Here is a 17,380-nt window from a genome sequence, read left to right as displayed (position 1 = left end):
CTCCTCTACTTGACTGCGCTCGCGTTCGTTGTGGCCAGATAGTGCGGCGGTTCGCCGCCGCCATGGACCTCCAACGATGCGCCGCTGATGTAAGACGCCGCATCGGACGCCAAAAACGCTGCGGCCCAACCAACGTCACGCGGATAGGCCAATCGGCCCAGTGGGACATTCTTCGAAATCGCGGCGATCGACTCGGCGTCCCCGTAGAACAGGTCGGCTTGCTCTGTTTCGACCATGCCCACCACACACGCGTTGACCCGGACCTTCGGCCCCCATTCCACCGCCAGCGTCTGGGTCAGACTTTCCAAGCCCGCCTTCGCCGCCCCGTACGCTGCTGTTCCCGGGCTCGGACGCCGGCCCGACAGGCTGCAGATGTTGACGATCGAACCGCCGCCCGGCTGGCCCTGCATCTTGTCGTTAGCGTATTGCGAAACAAGCAGCCCGCCAATCAGATTGAGCTCGATGATCTTGCGGTTGAATTTCGGGCTGGACTCAGCGGTCAGCACGTAGGGCGAGCCCCCGGCATTGTTGACGACCACGTCGAGCCTGCCGTGCCGCTCGACGATCGCGTCAATGAGCGCCGCGACGGCTTCTTCATCGCGGACGTCGCAGGAATGGAATTCATGCGGAAACCCCTCGACCGCGCGTCGCGCGCAGGCCACCACCGTGGCGCCCTGCTCGGCGAAGACCGCGCTGATACCCGCGCCGACGCCCCGAACTCCGCCCGTTATCAACGCCACTCGCCCGGCCAGACCGAAATTGATGCCGGTGGCTGATTGCGGGATGGTCACTGTGCTAGCGTACCAAGCAAGTGCTTGCTTAGGTAACTGACCCAGCAGGAAGTGCCATGACCATCACCACCACCAGCCCGGAGAAGGGCATAGTCGCGGTCACCGTCGACTACCCGCCCGTCAACGCCATCCCGTCGCAGGGATGGTTCGAACTCGCCGACACGATCACGGCAGCCGGCCGCGACCAGGAAACCCATGCGGTGATCCTGCGGGCGGAGGGGCGCGGCTTCAACGCCGGCGTCGACATCAAAGAGATGCAGCGCACCGAAGGGTTCACCGCCCTGATCGACGCCAATCGCGGGTGTTTCGCCGCGTTCCGTGCGGTGTACGAATGCGCGGTGCCGGTGATCGCCGCGGTGAACGGCTTCTGCGTCGGCGGCGGCATCGGGCTGGTGGGCAACTCGGATGTCATCGTCGCCTCGGACGACGCCGTCTTCGGCCTGCCGGAAGTGGAGCGCGGCGCGCTCGGTGCCGCCACCCACCTGTCCCGCCTGGTGCCGCAGCACATGATGCGCCGGCTGTTCTTCACCGCCGCGACGGTGGACGCCGCAACCCTGCATCACTTCGGTTCGGTGCACGAGGTGGTGCCTCGCGACCAGCTCGACGAAGCCGCACTGAAGGTGGCCCGCGACATCGCCGCCAAGGACACCCGCGTCATCCGGGCCGCCAAGGAAGCGCTCAACCTCATCGACGTGCAACGGGTGAACTCCAGTTACCGCATGGAACAAGGCTTTACCTTCGAGCTCAACCTTGCCGGGGTCGCCGACGAGCACCGGGATGCGTTCGCGGGGACGGCGAAGGGCAAGAAGTCATAGTGTCCGACAAGCGCACCACTCTCGACGACGCCGTCGCCCAGGTCGAAAGCGGCATGACCATCGGTATTGCCGGATGGGGGTCCCGGCGCAAACCGATGGCCTTTGTCCGCGCGCTACTGCGCACCGACGTCACCGACCTGACCGTGGTCACCTACGGCGGCCCGGATTTGGGGCTGCTGTGCTCGGCCGGCAAAGTCAAACGGGTCTACTACGGGTTCGTATCGCTGGACTCCCCGCCGTTCTACGACCCGTGGTTCGCCAAAGCCCGCACAACGGGTGCCATCGAAGCCCGGGAGATGGACGAGGGCATGCTGCGCTGCGGCCTGCAGGCGGCGGCACAACGGTTGCCGTTCCTACCGATTCGCGCCGGTCTCGGCAGCTCGGTGCTGGACTTCTGGGAAGGCGAGCTGCAGACCGTCACTTCGCCCTATCCGACGGACGGCGGTTACGAGAAGCTGATCGCGATGCCGGCCCTGCGTCTCGATGCCGCGTTCGCGCACTTGAATCTCGGTGACAGTCAGGGCAATGCGGCCTACACCGGTATCGACCCCTACTTCGACGACCTGTTCCTGATGGCCGCCGACAAGCGTTTCCTATCAGTGGAGCGCATCGTCGACACCGAGGAACTGGTCAAATCGGTACCACCGCAGGCCATGCTGGTCAATCGGATGATGGTCGACGGGGTCGTGGAGGCGCCGGGGGGCGCTCACTTCACCACCGCGGCACCGGATTACGGTCGCGACGAGAAGTTCCAGCGGCACTATGCCGAGGCCGCGTCGACGGAAGAGGGCTGGCAGCAGTTCGTGGCGACCTACCTCTCGGGCAGTGAGGACGACTACCAGGCGGCGGTCAAGGCGTTCGGTGAGGAGGCCGCGAAATGACCACCACCCGTGCCGAGGTGTGCGCCGTCGCGTGCGCCGAGTTGTTCAGGGACGCAGGCGAAATCATGGTCAGCCCGATGACCAACATGGTGTCCATCGGAGCACGCCTGGCGCGACTGTCTTTCTCCCCCGACATCTTGTTGACCGACGGTGAGGCACGTCTGCTCGCGGACACCCCAGCCATGGGCAAGACTGGAGCAATCGAGGGCTGGATGCCGTTCGGGCGGGTCTTCGAGACCCTGGCCTGGGGCCGGCGGCACGTGGTGATGGGCGCCAATCAGGTTGACCGCTATGGCAATCAGAACATCTCGGCGTTCGGGCCGCTGCAGCAACCGACCCGGCAGATGTTCGGTGTTCGCGGCTCTCCCGGCAACACCATCAATCATGCGACCAGCTATTGGGTGGGTAACCATTCCAAGCGGGTCTTCACCGAGCAGGTCGACATCGTCTCCGGCATCGGCTACGACAAGATCGAGCCGGACAATCCGGCGTTCCGGTTCGTCAACGTCTACCGCGTGGTGTCCAACCTCGGCGTGTTCGACTTCGGCGGCCCGGGCCGCACCATGCGTGCGGTGAGCCTGCACCCCGGCGTTACCCCTGCTGACGTCCGGGAAGCCACCTCGTTCGAGATACACGATCTCGACGAGGCCGGCGAATCCCGGCAGCCAACCGAGGACGAGCTGCGCCTGATCCGCGAAGTCATCGATCCGAAGGCGCTGCGCGACCGAGAAATACGTTAGTGAGGCTTTGGTGAGGCTCAAGACACCGCTGACCGAGCTGGTCGGAATCGAGCACCCGGTGGTGCAGACCGGGATGGGCTGGGTCGCCGGTGCCCGGCTGGTGTCGGCCACCGCCAATGCCGGCGGGCTGGGCATCTTGGCGTCGGCCACCATGACCCTGGATGAACTGGCAACCGCCATCGGCAAGGTCAAGGCCGCCACCGACAGACCGTTCGGAGTGAACATCCGCGCCGACGCCGCCGATGCCGGCGATCGCGTCGAACTGATGATCCGCGAGGGTGTCAAGGTGGCGTCGTTCGCTTTGGCGCCCAAGCAGGAGCTGATCGCCCGTCTCAAGGAGGCTGGGGCGGTGGTTGTTCCGTCGATCGGGGCGGCCAAGCATGCCCGCAAGGTGGCGGCCTGGGGTGCCGACGCGATGATCGTTCAGGGCGGCGAGGGCGGCGGCCACACCGGCCCCGTCGCCACCACACTGCTGCTGCCGTCCGTGCTGGACGCGGTTCAGGGCACCGGCATCCCGGTGATCGCCGCCGGCGGCTTCTTCGACGGGCGAGGACTGGCCGCCGCGCTCTCGTACGGGGCGGCCGGAGTTGCCATGGGCACCCGGTTTTTGCTCACCTCGGATTCCACCGTGCCCGACTCGGTGAAGAGGCGGTACTTGGAAGCCGCGCTGGACGGCACCGTGGTCACCACCCGGGTCGACGGCATGCCGCACCGGGTGCTGCGCACTGGGCTGGTCGAGAAGCTGGAAAGCGGTTCGCGGGCAAGGGGCTTCACCGCGGCTGTTCGTAACGCCGCCAAGTTCAAGCAGATGTCGCAGATGACCTGGCGCTCGATGATCCAGGACGGCCTGGCCATGCGGCACGGCAAGGAGTTGACCTGGTCGCAGGTGGTCATGGCGGCCAACACGCCGATGTTGCTCAAGGCCGGGCTGGTGGAGGGCAACACCGACGCCGGGGTGCTGGCATCCGGCCAGGTGGCGGGCATTCTTGAGGACCTGCCGTCGTGCAAGGAACTGATCGACTCGATCGTGCGCGACGCGATCACACATTTACAAGCGGCGGCCGCGCTCGTGGAATAGTCGCGCGTGTCAACTGGGCTACGCTATGCCAGCTATGACGACTGTCGAGACGGACCACTCGGCTCCAGACTCAGCCGCACACCACGCGCTGCCCGATCCGGGCGAGGCGGTGCCGAAACTCGCGCTGCCTACGGTTGGGATTTTCATCGCTTCGCTGACCGCCTTCGTCGTCTCGACGGTCGGCTACCTCAACGGCTGGTCACCCTGGTGGGTCACCATCCCGGTCAACGCGGCGGTGACGTTCGTGATGTTCACCGTGGTACATGACGCATCGCACTACTCGATCAGCTCGACCCGCTGGGTGAACGGTCTGCTTGGGCGCCTGGCGTGGCTATTCGTCGGCCCGGTGGTCGCTTTCACGTCGTTCGCCTACATCCACATCCAGCACCACCGGCATTCCAACGACGACGATCAGGATCCAGACACCTTCGCCTCGCACGGCAAGTGGTGGCAGTTGCCGTTCCGGTGGTCGGCGGTGGAGTACTTCTACCTGCGCTTTTATCTGCCCCGCGCCCGTAGCCGACCGGTCGCCGAGGTGGCCGAGACGCTGGTGATGATGGCACTTAGCGTCACCGGTTTGGTCGTGGCCGCGCTGACCAGAAACTTCTGGGCCCTGGCGGTGGTCTTCCTCATTCCCCAGCGCATCGGCCTGACCATCCTGGCGTGGTGGTTCGACTGGCTGCCCCACCACGGGCTGGCGGACACCCAGCGCACCAACCGCTATCGCGCGACCCGTAATCGGGTCGGCGCGGAGTGGGTGTTCACGCCGGTGCTGCTGTCACAGAACTACCACCTGGTGCACCACCTGCACCCGTCCGTGCCGTTCTACCGCTACCTGCGGACGTGGAAACGCAACGAGGAGGCGTACCTGGAGCGCAACGCCGCGATCTCCACGGTGTTCGGCCAGCAACTCAATCCGGACGAGTTCCGCGAGTGGAAAGAGCTCAACGGCCGGCTCGCCAAACTGCTGCCGGTGCGGATGCCCGCCCGGTCGAGCTCGCCGCACGGGGTGCTGCACCGGATCCCCGTCGCGTCGGTCGACCCCATCACCGCCGACAGCACAATGGTCACCTTCGCGGTGCCCGAAGAGCTGCAGGACGCCTTCCGTTTCGAGCCGGGTCAGCACGTCACCGTGCGCACCGATCTCGGCGGTAATGGCATTCGGCGCAACTATTCGATCTGCGCGCCGGCCACCCGCGCGCAGCTGCGTATCGCCGTCAAACACATTCCCGGCGGGGCATTTTCGACCTACGTGGCCAACGAGCTCAAGGCCGGCGACGTGCTGGAGTTGATGACCCCGACCGGGCGGTTCGGCACTCTCCTGCACCCGTTGAACGCCAAGCACTATGTGGGCTTGGTGGCCGGCAGCGGGATCACTCCGGTGCTGTCCATCCTCGCGACCACGCTCGAGGTGGAGACCGAGAGCCGGTTCACGCTGATCTACGGCAATCGCACCAAAGAGTCGACGATGTTCCGGGCTGAGCTCGACCGGCTCGAGTCCCGCTACGCCGACCGCTTGGAGATCCTGCACGTGCTCTCGGGCGAGCCACTGCACACTCCCGAACTCCGCGGCCGCATCGACCGCGTCAAGCTCAACATGTGGCTGACCAGCAGTCTTTCGCCCGCAAACGTGGATGAGTGGTTCATTTGCGGTCCACTGGAAATGACCACCGCAGTGCATGAGGTGTTGCTCGAGCACCTGGTGGACAGTGAGCGCGTTCACTTGGAACTGTTCCACGGCTACGGCACGGGGCCCAGCACCGATCACGAATATGGCTCGGCGACAGTCACTTTCAAGCTTTCCGGGCAGGAATACAGCTACGATCTGACGCCCGGCGACTCGATTCTGGAAGGCACGCTGCAGGTCCGCGACGATGCGCCGTATGCCTGCATGGGCGGGGCGTGCGGCACCTGCCGGGCCAAGCTGGTCCAGGGCGAGGTGGACATGGACCACAACTTCGCGCTGGGTAAGGCCGAGCTCGACGCCGGCTACATCCTGACCTGCCAGTCCCACCCCACGACGCCGTTCGTCTCGGTGGACTTCGACAGCTAGACCCGTCTTGGCGCCGAATGTGCATTTCACGACGCGACGCGCCGATGGAGCGTCGGAAAATGCACACTCGGCGGTCACGGTCGCCATCCCGCGGCCTCCATGGCCGCGACCACGCGTGCGATGAAGGTGCCCCGGCGGTAACGCAATAGCTCGCTGCTGACCCTGACGATCGTCCATCCCAGGTCGGTCAACGCGGCCTGGCGCTCGATGTCCCGGGCGTGCTGGGCCGGGTCCGTCCAGTGCTGCGGTCCGTCGTACTCGACGCCGACGCGCAACTCCCGGTAACCCATGTCGATACGAGCGACGAAATCGCCGTATTCGTTATAGACGCGGATCTGCGTCTGTGGTTTCGGCAGGCCCGCGTCAATCAGCGCCAATCGTGTTCGCGTCTCCTGCGGCGATTCTGCACCGCCGTCGACCAACGGCAACACCCGCCGGAGCTGGACCAGCCCCCGCACCCCGAGGTGTTGAGCGGCAACGGCTTCCACGTCTTCGACCTTGACATCGGTCGCGTTCAGCAGAGCATCGAGCCGTTGGACGGCGTGCAGTCGGACAGTGGTCCGCCGTCCGATATCGAAGGCGGTGCGCGCCGGGGTGGTCACCGAAATCCCGTCGATCATCAGCGCTTCCGAACCCGACAACATGTCGAGATGCACGACGAGACGCGGCGGCGGGCGGCGATTGGTATGCACCAATTCCGCGTCGAGTGTTGGACTTACCCACTTCGCGCCGAGGAGCGCCGCCGCGGAATTGCCGGCGACCACCGCGCGTCGGCGCGACCACAGCCAAGCCGCTTGCGCTCGCTGGACCGCGGTGAGCTCGATACCCACTGGCGCGTAGACGCCCGGATACACCGGTTCATAGAGACAGCGCATTGCGCGCTCGGGAATGGCCTTGGATGTCAGCGCCTCAGCGCCGACAAACGGCCACTCCACGCGCCGCATGCTGCCATCGTCGGCGGCAAACCGCCGTCACCCATCAACAGGGCCGCCGAGTGTGCATCTCACGACACGACACTCCGCCGTCGCGTCGGAAATTGCACGCTCGCCGAATCTAGAGCCGCTCGATGATCGTCACGTTCGCGGTGCCGCCGCCCTCACACATCGTCTGCAGACCGTAGCGACCGCCGGTGCGCTCCAGCGTGTTGAGCATGGTGGTGAACAGCTTGGCGCCGGTGGCGCCCAGCGGGTGCCCGAGCGCGATCGCGCCGCCGCTGGGGTTGACCTTTTCCGGGTCGGCCTTGATCTCCTTGAGCCAGGCCAGCACGACGGGCGCGAAAGCCTCGTTGATCTCGACGGTGTCGATGTCGTCGATGGACAGGCCGGTCTTCTCCAGCGCGTAGCGGGTTGCCGGGATGGGGCCGGTCAGCATGAACACCGGGTCGGCGGCGCGGGCGCTGATGTGGTGGATACGGGCTCGCGGTGTCAGCCCGTGGTCCTTGACCGCTTGCTCGGATGCCAGCAGCACCGCGCTTGCTCCGTCGGAAATCTGGCTGGCCATGGCCGCCGTCAGTCGGCCACCCTCCACCAACGGCTTGAGTCCGGCCATCTTTGCCAGCGACGACTCGCGCGGGCCTTCGTCGACCCGGAACGGCCCTGATTCCGTTTCCACAGTGATGATCTCGTTGTCGAAATTGCCGCCGCGGATCGCCGCGAAAGCACGCTCATGGCTGGTCAGCGCGTAGCGCTCCATTTCCTCGCGTGACAGGTTCCACTTCTCGGCGATCAGTTCCGAACCGCGGAACTGCGAGATCTCCTGGTCGCCATACCGGTGCAGCCACTGCTTGGACTCGTTGGTCGGCGAGGTATAGCCGAATTGTTCGCCGACGATCATCGCCGACGAAATCGGGATCTGGCTCATGTTCTGCACGCCGCCCGCCACTATCAGGTCGGCCGTTCCGGACATGATGGCCTGCGCACCGAAGGAAACGGCCTGCTGGCTGGAGCCGCACTGGCGGTCGACGGTGACGCCGGGAACCTCTTCGGGGTAGCCGGCCGCCAGCCACGACAACCGGGCGATATTGCCGGCCTGGGCACCGACTGCGTCGACGCAACCGGCGATCACATCGTCGACGGCGGCGGGGTCGACGTCGTTGCGGTCGAGCAGCCCACGCCATCCCAGTGCGCCCAGGTCGACGGGGTGCACCCCGGACAGGGCACCGCCGCGCTTGCCCACCGCGGTACGTACAGCATCGATGACGTACGCCTCCGGCATTTCAGTCTCCTTCTTTTTGTATTCCGCCCAGAACAATGGCGAGATATTGCTGGCCCACCTGCTGTGCGGTGAGCGGTCCGCCCGGCTGGTACCAGCGCACCGACACCCAGGTGGTGTCACGGATGAAGCGGTAGACCAGGTCGACGTCCAGATCGGGCCGGAAGTAACCCTGCGCGATGCCCTGATGGATGACGTCGATCCACATCTGTCGCTGCTGCTTGTTGAGATCCTCGATATAGGAGAACCGGGGCTGCGACGAAAGCCGTTGCGCCTCGTCCTGATAGATGACGACTTGCGCGTGCCGCTGCTCGATCGCCTCGAACGAGGCCATGAACAGACCTTTGAGGCGATCGAGCGGATTAGAATTGCCCTCGACGATCTCCCGGTAGCGGGCGAACAACCAGTCCAGGAAGCCGCGCAGCAGTTCGTCGACCATCTCCTCTTTCGAGGCGAAGTGGTGGTAGAGACTGCCGGACAGGATTCCGGCCCCGTCGGCGATGTCGCGCACCGTGGTGGCCCGCAGGCCGCGTTCGGCGAACATCACCGCGGCGAGGTCTAACAACTCGTCTCGGCGGCTGTTAGCCTGTCCGGCCACTCGCTCCACCCCAACAGGGTATCAACCAAGCGCTTGCTAGGGCCAACGGTGGCACGTCGTTGGCCCTTTATTTACTGCGCAGCTGATTTCATTGAAAACGCATATGGACTGTTCGCGGCCGCCGTATGGTCTCTGACGTTCGGGCTTGCGCAATGACGGGCGACGGTTCATGGAGGCGATATGAGTTTCTTCGGTCTTCCGCCGGAGATCAATTCTCTACGGATGTTCTTGGGTGCGGGCTCTTCGCCCATGCTGCAAGCCTCGGCCGCTTGGTCCGGGTTAGCCGAAGAGTTGGGTTCGGCTGCCGACTCGTTCGCCTCGGTGACGTCGAACCTAGCGAGTCAGGCTTGGCAAGGCCCAGCCGCCGCTGCGATGTCCGCCGCGGCGGCACCATACGCGGCGTTCCTACAAGCCGCGTCGACGCAAGCACTTGGCGCGTCCGGTTCAGCACAGACGATAGCCACGGCATTCGAAGCCGCCAAAGCCGCCACAATCCACCCCGAGGCGGTTGCTGCCAACCGCAACGCATTCGTGCAGCTGGTCCGATCCAACTGGTTCGGCCTCAACGCGCCGGCAATCGCCGCAGCGGAGAGTATCTACGAAGAATTCTGGGCCGCCGATGTGGCCGCCCTGGTTGACTACCACGGTTTGGCGTCGGCGGCGGCAGGCCAATTGGCGTCCTGGCAGCAGACGCTGAAGAGCCTGCCAGGTATCGGGCAACTTGTCAGTGGCGTCGGGTCAGCGGCCACCGGCCTCCCCAACCTGGGGATCGGCAACAAGGGCAGCGGCAACATTGGCAATGGCAACAACGGCACCTACTACACCCCCAACGGCGGCGGCAACGTCGGCAACGGCAACTCCGGCAGCTCCAACTTCGGTGGCGGCAACATCGGCAACAACAATATCGGCAGCGGAAACGCCGGCAATAACAACTTCGGCTTCGGGAACGCTGGCAACGGCAATATCGGTCTGGGGAATGCCGCGCCTCTGAACAATGGTGGCAACATCGGTCTCGGCAACTTCGGCAACAACAACTTCGGAATCGGCAACACCGGAAACGGAAACCAGGGCGCCGGCAATAGCGGCAACAACAACACCGGCTTCGGCCTGACCGGAGACAATCTGCTGGGTATCGGAAATGCCTATCTTGACCGAACGACCGGCACCTTCCACTTCACCGGCTTCAACGAGGGTATCGGTAACATCGGCTTCGGCAACTCCGGTACCAACAACATCGGCTTCTTCAATTCGGGCGACGGCAACGTAGGATTTTTCAACTCGGGAAGCAACACGATTGCCGCTAATCTGGGCCAGATCCAAAGCCTTGGCTTCGGTAACTCTGGCTTCGGTAACGTCGGCTTCGGCAATACGGGCGCCGGGAACTTTGGCTTCGGCAACTCAGGGTCGCTCAATACTGGCTTCGGAAACCAAGGAAGCTACAATACTGGCTTCTTCAATGCGGGGAACTTCAACACCGGAATGGAGAACTCCGGAAACTACAACACCTTCGACGGCAACTCGGGTAGCACCAATACCGGATTCTACAATTCCGGCGACGTAAACACCGGCTTCGGCTCCACCGTCGACACTGCGGCCACGCATTCGGGCTTCGGCAACACCGGCAACTTCCCAAGTTCGGGCTTCTTCAATACGGCTTCCGGTGGATTAGCGGGTGGGCTGTCAGGGTTCTTCAACACAGCCAGCGGCGGCACGCTACTGAACGGGCAGGGTTCTGGCTTCTTCAACACCGGCGTCACGGGTGCCCTACCACCGTCCTATCCGGTCAGCGGTCTTGCAAGCGGCCTCAACACTGGATTCCTGAATTCTGGCACTGGTGTCGCGGGCCTGTTCAGCTTCACTCAACTGCTACGACAGCTCACCTGACGGCAATTACCCGTCGTCTCACCGACATTGCGGCTCGCCCAGCGGGCGCCGGCTCTTGACCGCGGCGAAGGTTTGGGGCTTCTTCAGCCTCAGCCACCTACGAGTACTAGGTCATGCGAAATCGAGTGGCTGGGCTCGAAACGCCGGAGCGGACAACACGACTCGACGTCGGCCTGTGCGGTCATGGCATCGACACCGCCGGCGGCGTCTGTGACACGTCCCGGGGCTGAACTGACGGTGCCGTCCACGACGTCCGGATCAGGGGCCTGCTTGGGCACCCCGCGGCGCCAGCCTCGCGGACTTCGTGCAGTTCTCCAGCGCCGCCCCTATCGCCGACATAGGCGCGTGCTGGCCATCGACACACGCTCATCCTTCACTCGCACGGCGGAATCGCCGGCGGAGTTTCTGGCGCCGCAAGCACCCATTCTGGACCCATTCCATTCCGGAGCAAACATTCCGAAATTTCCTTTGAATTTAATGACAGCAATTGCTCGAAATTGGACACAAATGCTACGAGCCAGTCGTATGGTCTCGTCGTTCGGGTTTGCTCAGCTACGGCGACGGGGCCATTGGAGGTCAACGCTATGAACTTTTCGCTACTCCCACCGGAGATCAATTCCTTGCGGATGTTCTCGGGCGCGGGCTCGGCACCCATGCTGCAAGCTTCGGCGGCCTGGTCGGGATTGGCCGAGGAATTAGGTGCGGCCGCGAGCTCGTTCTCGTCGGTGACCTCGAATTTGGCGGGACAGGCATGGCAGGGTCCGGCGGCCAAAGCCATGTCCGCCGCCGCGGCGCCGTACGCCGCCTTCCTCGAGGCCGCCTCTGCGCGCGCCCTGAGCGCCGCCAGCCAGGCCCAGGCCGTGGTCAGCGCATTCGAGGCGGCGAAGGCAGCGACGATTCACCCGGAGATCATCGCCGCCAACCGGCAGGCCTTCGTGAACCTGGTCAGGTCGAATTTCTTCGGCCTCAACGCCCCGGCGATCGCCGCCGCCGAAAGCATCTATGAAGAGTTCTGGGCCGCCGACGTTGCCGCGATGTTCGGCTACCACGGCGGCGCGTCGGCCGCCGCCGCGCAGCTTTCGTCGTGGGCGCAGACGCTGCAGGGCCTACCCGGCAGCATTGGGGCGGCCGCAAGTACCCTCCCTAACCTGGGCCTTGGCAACCTGGGCGGCGGCAATGTGGGCAATGGCAACACCGGCGACAGCAACTTCGGTAGCGGCAACACCGGCAACACCAACTTCGGCACCGGGAATAAGGGCAACGGCAACTTCGGCCTAGGAAACACGGGCGCCACCAACTTCGGCTTCGGCAATAACGGCGGCTCTGTTACCGAGCGCGGGAGCGTGGGCTTCGGCAACTTCGGCAACAACAACTTCGGTCTTGGTAATACCGGCAACAACAACACCGGAGGGGGCAACACCGGCAACAACAACATCGGTTTCGGCCTCACCGGCAGTAACTTGATCGGCCTGGGCAACGCCTATTTGGACACGACGACCGGGCAGTTCCACTTCAACGGCCTGAATTCAGGCGCTAACAACATCGGTTTCGGCAACTCGGGCAACGGCAACATCGGTTTCTTCAATTCCGGTGACGGCAACCTCGGGTTCTTCAGCTCCGGTGTCAATATCGATCCCGCAAACCTGGGCAAACTTCAGGGCCTCGGTTTCGGCAACACCGGCTACGGCAACATCGGATTCGGGAATACCTCCAGCGGAAACTTTGGCTTCGGCAACTCGGGCACCTTGAACACTGGCTGGGGAAACTCCGGCGACCTGAACAGTGGCGGTGGAAACTCGGGCGGGAGCGCCCTCACAAGTGTGCTCAACCCGTTGTCACCGCAACCAGGCAACACCGGCTTCGGGAACTCCGGCTACGGCAACACCGGCTTCGGGAACGCCGGCCACCTGAACACTGGCGGCTGGAATTCAGGCAACGTGAACACGGGCTTTGCCAATTCGGGCAATGTCAACACCGGCTTCGGAATCACCACCGACTCCGGGCTTACTCAATCGGGCTTCAATAACACGGGCACCAATGTTTCGGGCTTCAACAATTCGGCTAGCGGCGCTGTCGGCTCCATCCCCGCAGTCACTGTAAACGGCAACATGTCAGGCTTTAACAACACAGCCATTGGCAGCACTGTCGTCGGAGCATCGGTCGCAGGCGGCATGTCGGGCTTCAATAACTTCGCCAGCGGCGCCAACGCGCCCGCACTCGGCTTTGTGGTGAACGGCCTGATCTCGGGACTCTTCAACAACGGTGTTACGGCCCCATTGCTCGGGCTCATCCCGGCAGGTGCCATTAGCGGCGTCGGCTCCGGCTTGTTGAATGCCAACACCGGATTCTCGGCCGTGTTTAACCTGCAAAAGGCCCTTGCGGGGTAACTAGTCAATTCACGAGTTCCGAGTACCAGTCCAATAGGTCATTGGCCTCATTGTTGGCACTACGTATCTTGGCGTGATTAGCAGCTTCCTCGCCTCAGAGCGTGCGTAGCCCTATCCGTTTTCGTTGGCCCCCAAGGGTTAACCGGAATGGATGACTCTGGCAGCTACAGCACCCGGTTCGCTTGAGCCGGCTCGCGGGGCATCAAATCAACCCTCGTCCGCGCGTAACTTCTTCGCCTGCGGCGCAGATCGTCCGCTCGGCGAAAGCGCCCCACATGACCTAACCCGCTGCACCGCAACGGTTTATGGCAATACCACGAAAACTGACGCTTCCGTCGATTTTGCGTCGTAGAGTGCTCGATGTCGTGGCTTCGGGGTCCACGTCCGACATCAAACTCACTCAAGATCGCGGTCGGTGACGGCTGCAGGGGGACATCGTGGTGAACTTTGCGCTTTTGCCGCCGGAGATCAACTCGTTGCGGATGTTCATCGGCGCGGGTTCGGCACCCATGCTCGAAGCAGCGACTGCGTGGACCGGCCTGGCCGATGAACTCAGCACGGCCGCCAGCACCTTCTTATCGGTGACGCAAGGCCTGGCCGACCAGGCGTGGCAGGGCCCTGCGGCCGCTGCGATGACGGCCGCTGCCGCACCCTATGCCGGATTCCTGCAGGCCGCGTCGGTACAGGCCGCCGGGGCGGCCGCCCAGGCCAACGCGGTCGTCAGCGTCTTCGAGGCCGCCCGTTCGGCCACGGTCCATCCGCTCGCGGTCGAGACCAACCGCAATGCGTTCGTCCAGCTGGTGCGGTCGAACTTCCTCGGCCTCAACGCGCCGGCGATCGCGGCCGCCGAAGGCATCTACGAGGAGATGTGGGCCACCGACGTGTCGGCGATGTTCGAGTACTACTCCGGCGCCTCCGCCGCGGCCGCGCAACTGATACCCGTTCCGGCACAACTGCGGGAACTGGTGCAGACCTTGCCCAGCCTCGGCTTCGGCAATCAGGGCAACGCCAACCTGGGCAACGGCAACCTCGGTGGCGGCAATATCGGTAGCGGCAACACGGGCAGTTCCAACCTCGGCAGCGGGAACACCGGCAGCCTGAACATCGGCAGCGGGAACGTCGGCAACGAGAACATCGGCGGCGGCAATTTCGGCCACGGCAATATCGGTTTCGGAAACAGCGGTCTGGGCAACGGATTACGGTTCGCGGGCGAAGGCAACAACAACATCGGTTTTGGCAACGGCGGAAACAACAACTTCGGCATCGGCAACAGCGGTGACGGCAATCGGGGCGGCGGCAATACCGGCAACAACAACATCGGATTCGGCCTGACCGGCAACAACCTCATCGGTCTCGGCAACGCATATTTCGACACCTCGACCGGTCAGTTCTCTTTCCACGGCCTGAACTCCGGCACCGGAAACCTGGGCTTGTTCAACTCAGGCCACGGCAATATCGGCTTCTTCAATTCCGGCGACGGCAACGTCGGCGTCTTCAACTCCGGCACCAGCCTCGCCGGTGGCCTGAACAATCTCGGCTTGGGCAACTCCGGCATCCACAACGTCGGCCTGTTCAATGCCGCGTTCGGCAACACCGGGCTCGGGAATGGGGGCAGCACCAATACCGGCTTCGCCAACGGCGGGATCGTCAACACCGGATTCGGCAATTCCGGTGGCTACAACACAGGTTGGGACAACTCGGGCTTCTTCAACACCGGTAATGCAAACTCGGGTGACACGAACACCGGGCTGTGGAACTCGGGCGACGTGAACACCGGTTTCGCCGCGACGACCGACAGCGGCGCATCGGGTTCCGGGTTCTTCAACACCGCCGAGAACACTTCGGGCTTCTTCAATTCCGCCCGCGGCGGTGGCTCGCTCTCCGGTTTCGGCAACACAGCTAGCGGTGCCGAGTTCCCGGGCTACAGCTCCGGCTTCCTCAACTTCGGCCTCCCGACTGCCCTGAGTGACGAACCCGGTGACATTGCCAGCGCCTTCAACTCGGGCTTCCTGAATGCCGGTGCCGCGCTGTCGGGGATCTTCGGCCTCAGCCGGTTGCTCGGATAGAACAAGTTAGCAACCGGAGGCTACCTGGCATCGTCTCTCACGTTTGCGGGCAGAACATATGCTCCGCCCCCTTATTCTGCAAAACAGCACACCAAATCCAGTCTTCAACGTATGGTCTCTGACATTCAAGGTTTGCCCGCTGTGGGCATCCGTTGCCGGAGGTCGCACCATGAACTTTTCGCTACTCCCACCGGAGATCAATTCTTTGCGAATGTTCCTGGGCGCGGGCTCAGCTCCCATGCTGCAGGCCTCGGCCGCGTGGTCGGGGTTAGCTGAGGAGTTGGGTTCAGCGGCAAGCTCGTTCGCCTCGGTGACCTCGAACCTGGCCGGTCAGGCCTGGCAGGGACCGGCAGCTAAAGCCATGTCCGCGGCCGCGGCACCGTATGCCGCGTTCCTGGAGGCCGCGTCCGCGCGCGCGTTGAGCGCCTCCAGCCAAGCCCAGGCCGTGGCAGGTGCCTTCGAGGCGGCCAAGGCCGCCACCATCCACCCGGAGATCATCGCCGCCAATCGGCAGATCTTCCTCAACCTGGTTCGCTCAAACTTTCTGGGCCTCAACGCTCCTGCGATCGCCGCCGCCGAAAGCATCTACGAGGAGTTCTGGGCCGCCGACGTCGCCGCGATGTTCGGCTACCACGGCGGCGCCTCGGCCGCCGCGGCGCAGCTCTCCTCGTGGCAGCAGACCCTTCAGGGCCTGCCCGGCATCGGACAACTTTTCGGCGGAATCGGTCCCGCCGCGCCCGGTGACCCGAACTTCGGTATCGGCAACCTCGGCGGCAGCAACATCGGCAACGGCAACACCGGCAGCGGCAACATCGGTAATGGCAACACCGGCAGCGGCAACTTCGGTGGCGGTAATAACGGCAACAGCAACATTGGTAGCGGCAACTGGGGCGCGGGCAACTTCGGCGCCGGCAATCGCGGTGACGGCAACATCGGTCTGGGCAACAGCGGTTTGGGCAACAGTGGATTAATGTCTGTGCCCGGTAATAACAACATTGGCCTAGGCAATGCCGGCAATAACAACTTTGGTATCGGCAACAGCGGCAACGGGAACCAGGGCGCCGGCAACACCGGTAACAACAACATCGGCTTCGGCCTCACCGGAAACAATCTGGCCGGCATCGGCAACGCCTACATCGACCGAACGACCGGAACGTTCCACTTCACCGGTTTCAACGAAGGCATCAACAACATCGGCTTCGGCAATTCGGGCAACGGCAACATCGGCTTCTTCAACTCCGGCGACGGCAACGTGGGCATCTTTAACTCGGGCGCTCACTTCCCTGCCTCGCCGGACGTAGGCAAGCTACAGGGGATCGGTATCGGGAACAGCGGCTTCGGCAACATCGGGTTCGGCAACAGCGGCGAGGCGAACTTCGGCTTCGGCAACACCAGCGGATTCAACACCGGTATCGGAAACGCGGGCCCCACCAACACGGGGCTCTTCAATAGCGGCCCGCAGAATACGGGCATAAACAACTCGGGCGGTTTCAACACTTTCGACGGAAATTCCGGCATCACCAACACCGGGTTTTTCAATTCCGGCAATTTCAATACGGGCTTCGGATTCACTACCGATAGCGGCGCCACCAGCTCAGGCATCGGAAATACCGGTACAAACATGTCCGGCTTCTACAACAGGGCGACCGACGGCACTATATTCAGCGGATACCAGTCAGGCTTCTTCAATACTGCGAGCGGTACCACCGGCCCCGGCAGCATAACCGGAATGGGATCGGGCTTTTTCAACACCGGGGTCCCGACTAACCTCAGTGGGCCCACGATTGCCGGTTTCAACTCTGGCTTTTTCAACAATGGGTCTCTCTTGACGGGCTTCTTCAGTATCACCCGGCTACTCCAAGAGCTGACCTGATAG

Annotated in this window: 13 protein-coding genes; 9 read left to right on the top strand and 4 right to left on the bottom strand. The window is 63.6% G+C overall.

The window, feature by feature from the left end; all coding sequences use genetic code 11:
- Positions 1-5: 5 nt before the first annotated feature.
- The gene (locus tag A5645_RS15395) at positions 6-791 is read right to left on the bottom strand and encodes an SDR family oxidoreductase (protein WP_436405501.1); all 786 of its coding nucleotides are present in this window, start codon (positions 789-791) and stop codon (positions 6-8) included.
- Positions 792-847: 56 nt separating this feature from the next.
- On the opposite strand from A5645_RS15395, the gene echA20 reads away from it, so the two are divergent.
- Genes echA20 through A5645_RS15370 form a run of 5 tightly spaced genes read left to right on the top strand, consistent with a single transcriptional unit; the run spans position 848 to position 6,358 of the window.
- Positions 848-1,606 (top strand): (7aS)-7a-methyl-1,5-dioxo-2,3,5,6,7,7a-hexahydro-1H-indene-carboxyl-CoA hydrolase, encoded by a 759-nt coding sequence (gene echA20, locus A5645_RS15390; RefSeq protein WP_065036159.1) that lies wholly within the window; start codon positions 848-850, stop codon positions 1,604-1,606.
- Entirely contained in the window at positions 1,606-2,487 is an 882-nt protein-coding gene (ipdA, locus tag A5645_RS15385; RefSeq protein WP_065036158.1) for a cholesterol ring-cleaving hydrolase subunit IpdA, read from the top strand. The genes echA20 and ipdA overlap by 1 nt, the downstream gene beginning before the upstream one ends.
- Positions 2,484-3,227, top strand: a complete 744-nt coding sequence (ipdB, locus tag A5645_RS15380; protein WP_065036157.1) for a cholesterol ring-cleaving hydrolase subunit IpdB — start codon at positions 2,484-2,486, stop codon at positions 3,225-3,227. Before ipdA ends, ipdB begins: the two co-directional genes overlap by 4 nt.
- Before the next feature lie 10 nt (positions 3,228-3,237).
- Positions 3,238-4,305, top strand: coding sequence for a (3aS,4S,5R,7aS)-5-hydroxy-7a-methyl-1-oxo-octahydro-1H-indene-4-carboxyl-CoA dehydrogenase (gene ipdC, locus A5645_RS15375; protein ID WP_065130133.1), 1,068 nt, complete (start codon positions 3,238-3,240; stop codon positions 4,303-4,305).
- Between the two features lie 34 nt (positions 4,306-4,339).
- Positions 4,340-6,358, top strand: a complete 2,019-nt coding sequence (locus A5645_RS15370) for a fatty acid desaturase (protein ID WP_065130132.1) — start codon at positions 4,340-4,342, stop codon at positions 6,356-6,358.
- Positions 6,359-6,432: 74 nt separating this feature from the next.
- Here the strand turns inward: A5645_RS15370 and A5645_RS15365 are convergent, their stop codons facing one another.
- From A5645_RS15365 to kstR2, 3 genes are all read right to left on the bottom strand, one after another.
- On the bottom strand, positions 6,433-7,302 hold the full coding sequence (locus tag A5645_RS15365; RefSeq protein WP_065130131.1) for an endonuclease domain-containing protein: 870 nt from the start codon (positions 7,300-7,302) through the stop codon (positions 6,433-6,435).
- 109 nt (positions 7,303-7,411) lie between these two features.
- Positions 7,412-8,572, bottom strand: coding sequence for a steroid 3-ketoacyl-CoA thiolase FadA6 (gene fadA6 / locus A5645_RS15360; protein WP_065130130.1), 1,161 nt, complete (start codon positions 8,570-8,572; stop codon positions 7,412-7,414).
- Position 8,573: 1 nt separating this feature from the next.
- The gene (kstR2, locus tag A5645_RS15355) at positions 8,574-9,176 is read right to left on the bottom strand and encodes a TetR family transcriptional regulator KstR2 (RefSeq protein WP_155768029.1); all 603 of its coding nucleotides are present in this window, start codon (positions 9,174-9,176) and stop codon (positions 8,574-8,576) included.
- Positions 9,177-9,347: 171 nt separating this feature from the next.
- Here kstR2 and A5645_RS15350 point away from each other — a divergent pair, with 171 nt between their 5' ends.
- The 4 genes from A5645_RS15350 to A5645_RS15335 all read left to right on the top strand — a co-directional run bounded on the left by A5645_RS15350 (position 9,348) and on the right by A5645_RS15335 (position 17,377).
- Positions 9,348-11,051: a PPE family protein gene (locus A5645_RS15350; RefSeq protein WP_065130129.1), complete on the top strand. Its 1,704-nt coding sequence runs from the start codon at positions 9,348-9,350 to the stop codon at positions 11,049-11,051.
- Between the two features lie 584 nt (positions 11,052-11,635).
- On the top strand, positions 11,636-13,438 hold the full coding sequence (locus tag A5645_RS15345; RefSeq protein WP_065130128.1) for a PPE family protein: 1,803 nt from the start codon (positions 11,636-11,638) through the stop codon (positions 13,436-13,438).
- 437 nt (positions 13,439-13,875) lie between these two features.
- A complete protein-coding gene (locus tag A5645_RS15340; protein ID WP_065130127.1) occupies positions 13,876-15,504 on the top strand; it encodes a PPE family protein in 1,629 nt (542 codons plus the stop codon).
- 169 nt (positions 15,505-15,673) lie between these two features.
- On the top strand, positions 15,674-17,377 hold the full coding sequence (locus tag A5645_RS15335; protein ID WP_065130126.1) for a PPE family protein: 1,704 nt from the start codon (positions 15,674-15,676) through the stop codon (positions 17,375-17,377).
- Positions 17,378-17,380: the final 3 nt, after the last annotated feature.

Origin of the sequence: Mycobacterium asiaticum (assembly GCF_001673635.1) — a bacterium.
In the GTDB taxonomy this organism is placed as follows: domain Bacteria; phylum Actinomycetota; class Actinomycetes; order Mycobacteriales; family Mycobacteriaceae; genus Mycobacterium; species Mycobacterium asiaticum_C.
Note: the sequence above shows the minus strand (reverse complement) of the source record. Positions and strands in the feature narration are given on the sequence as shown.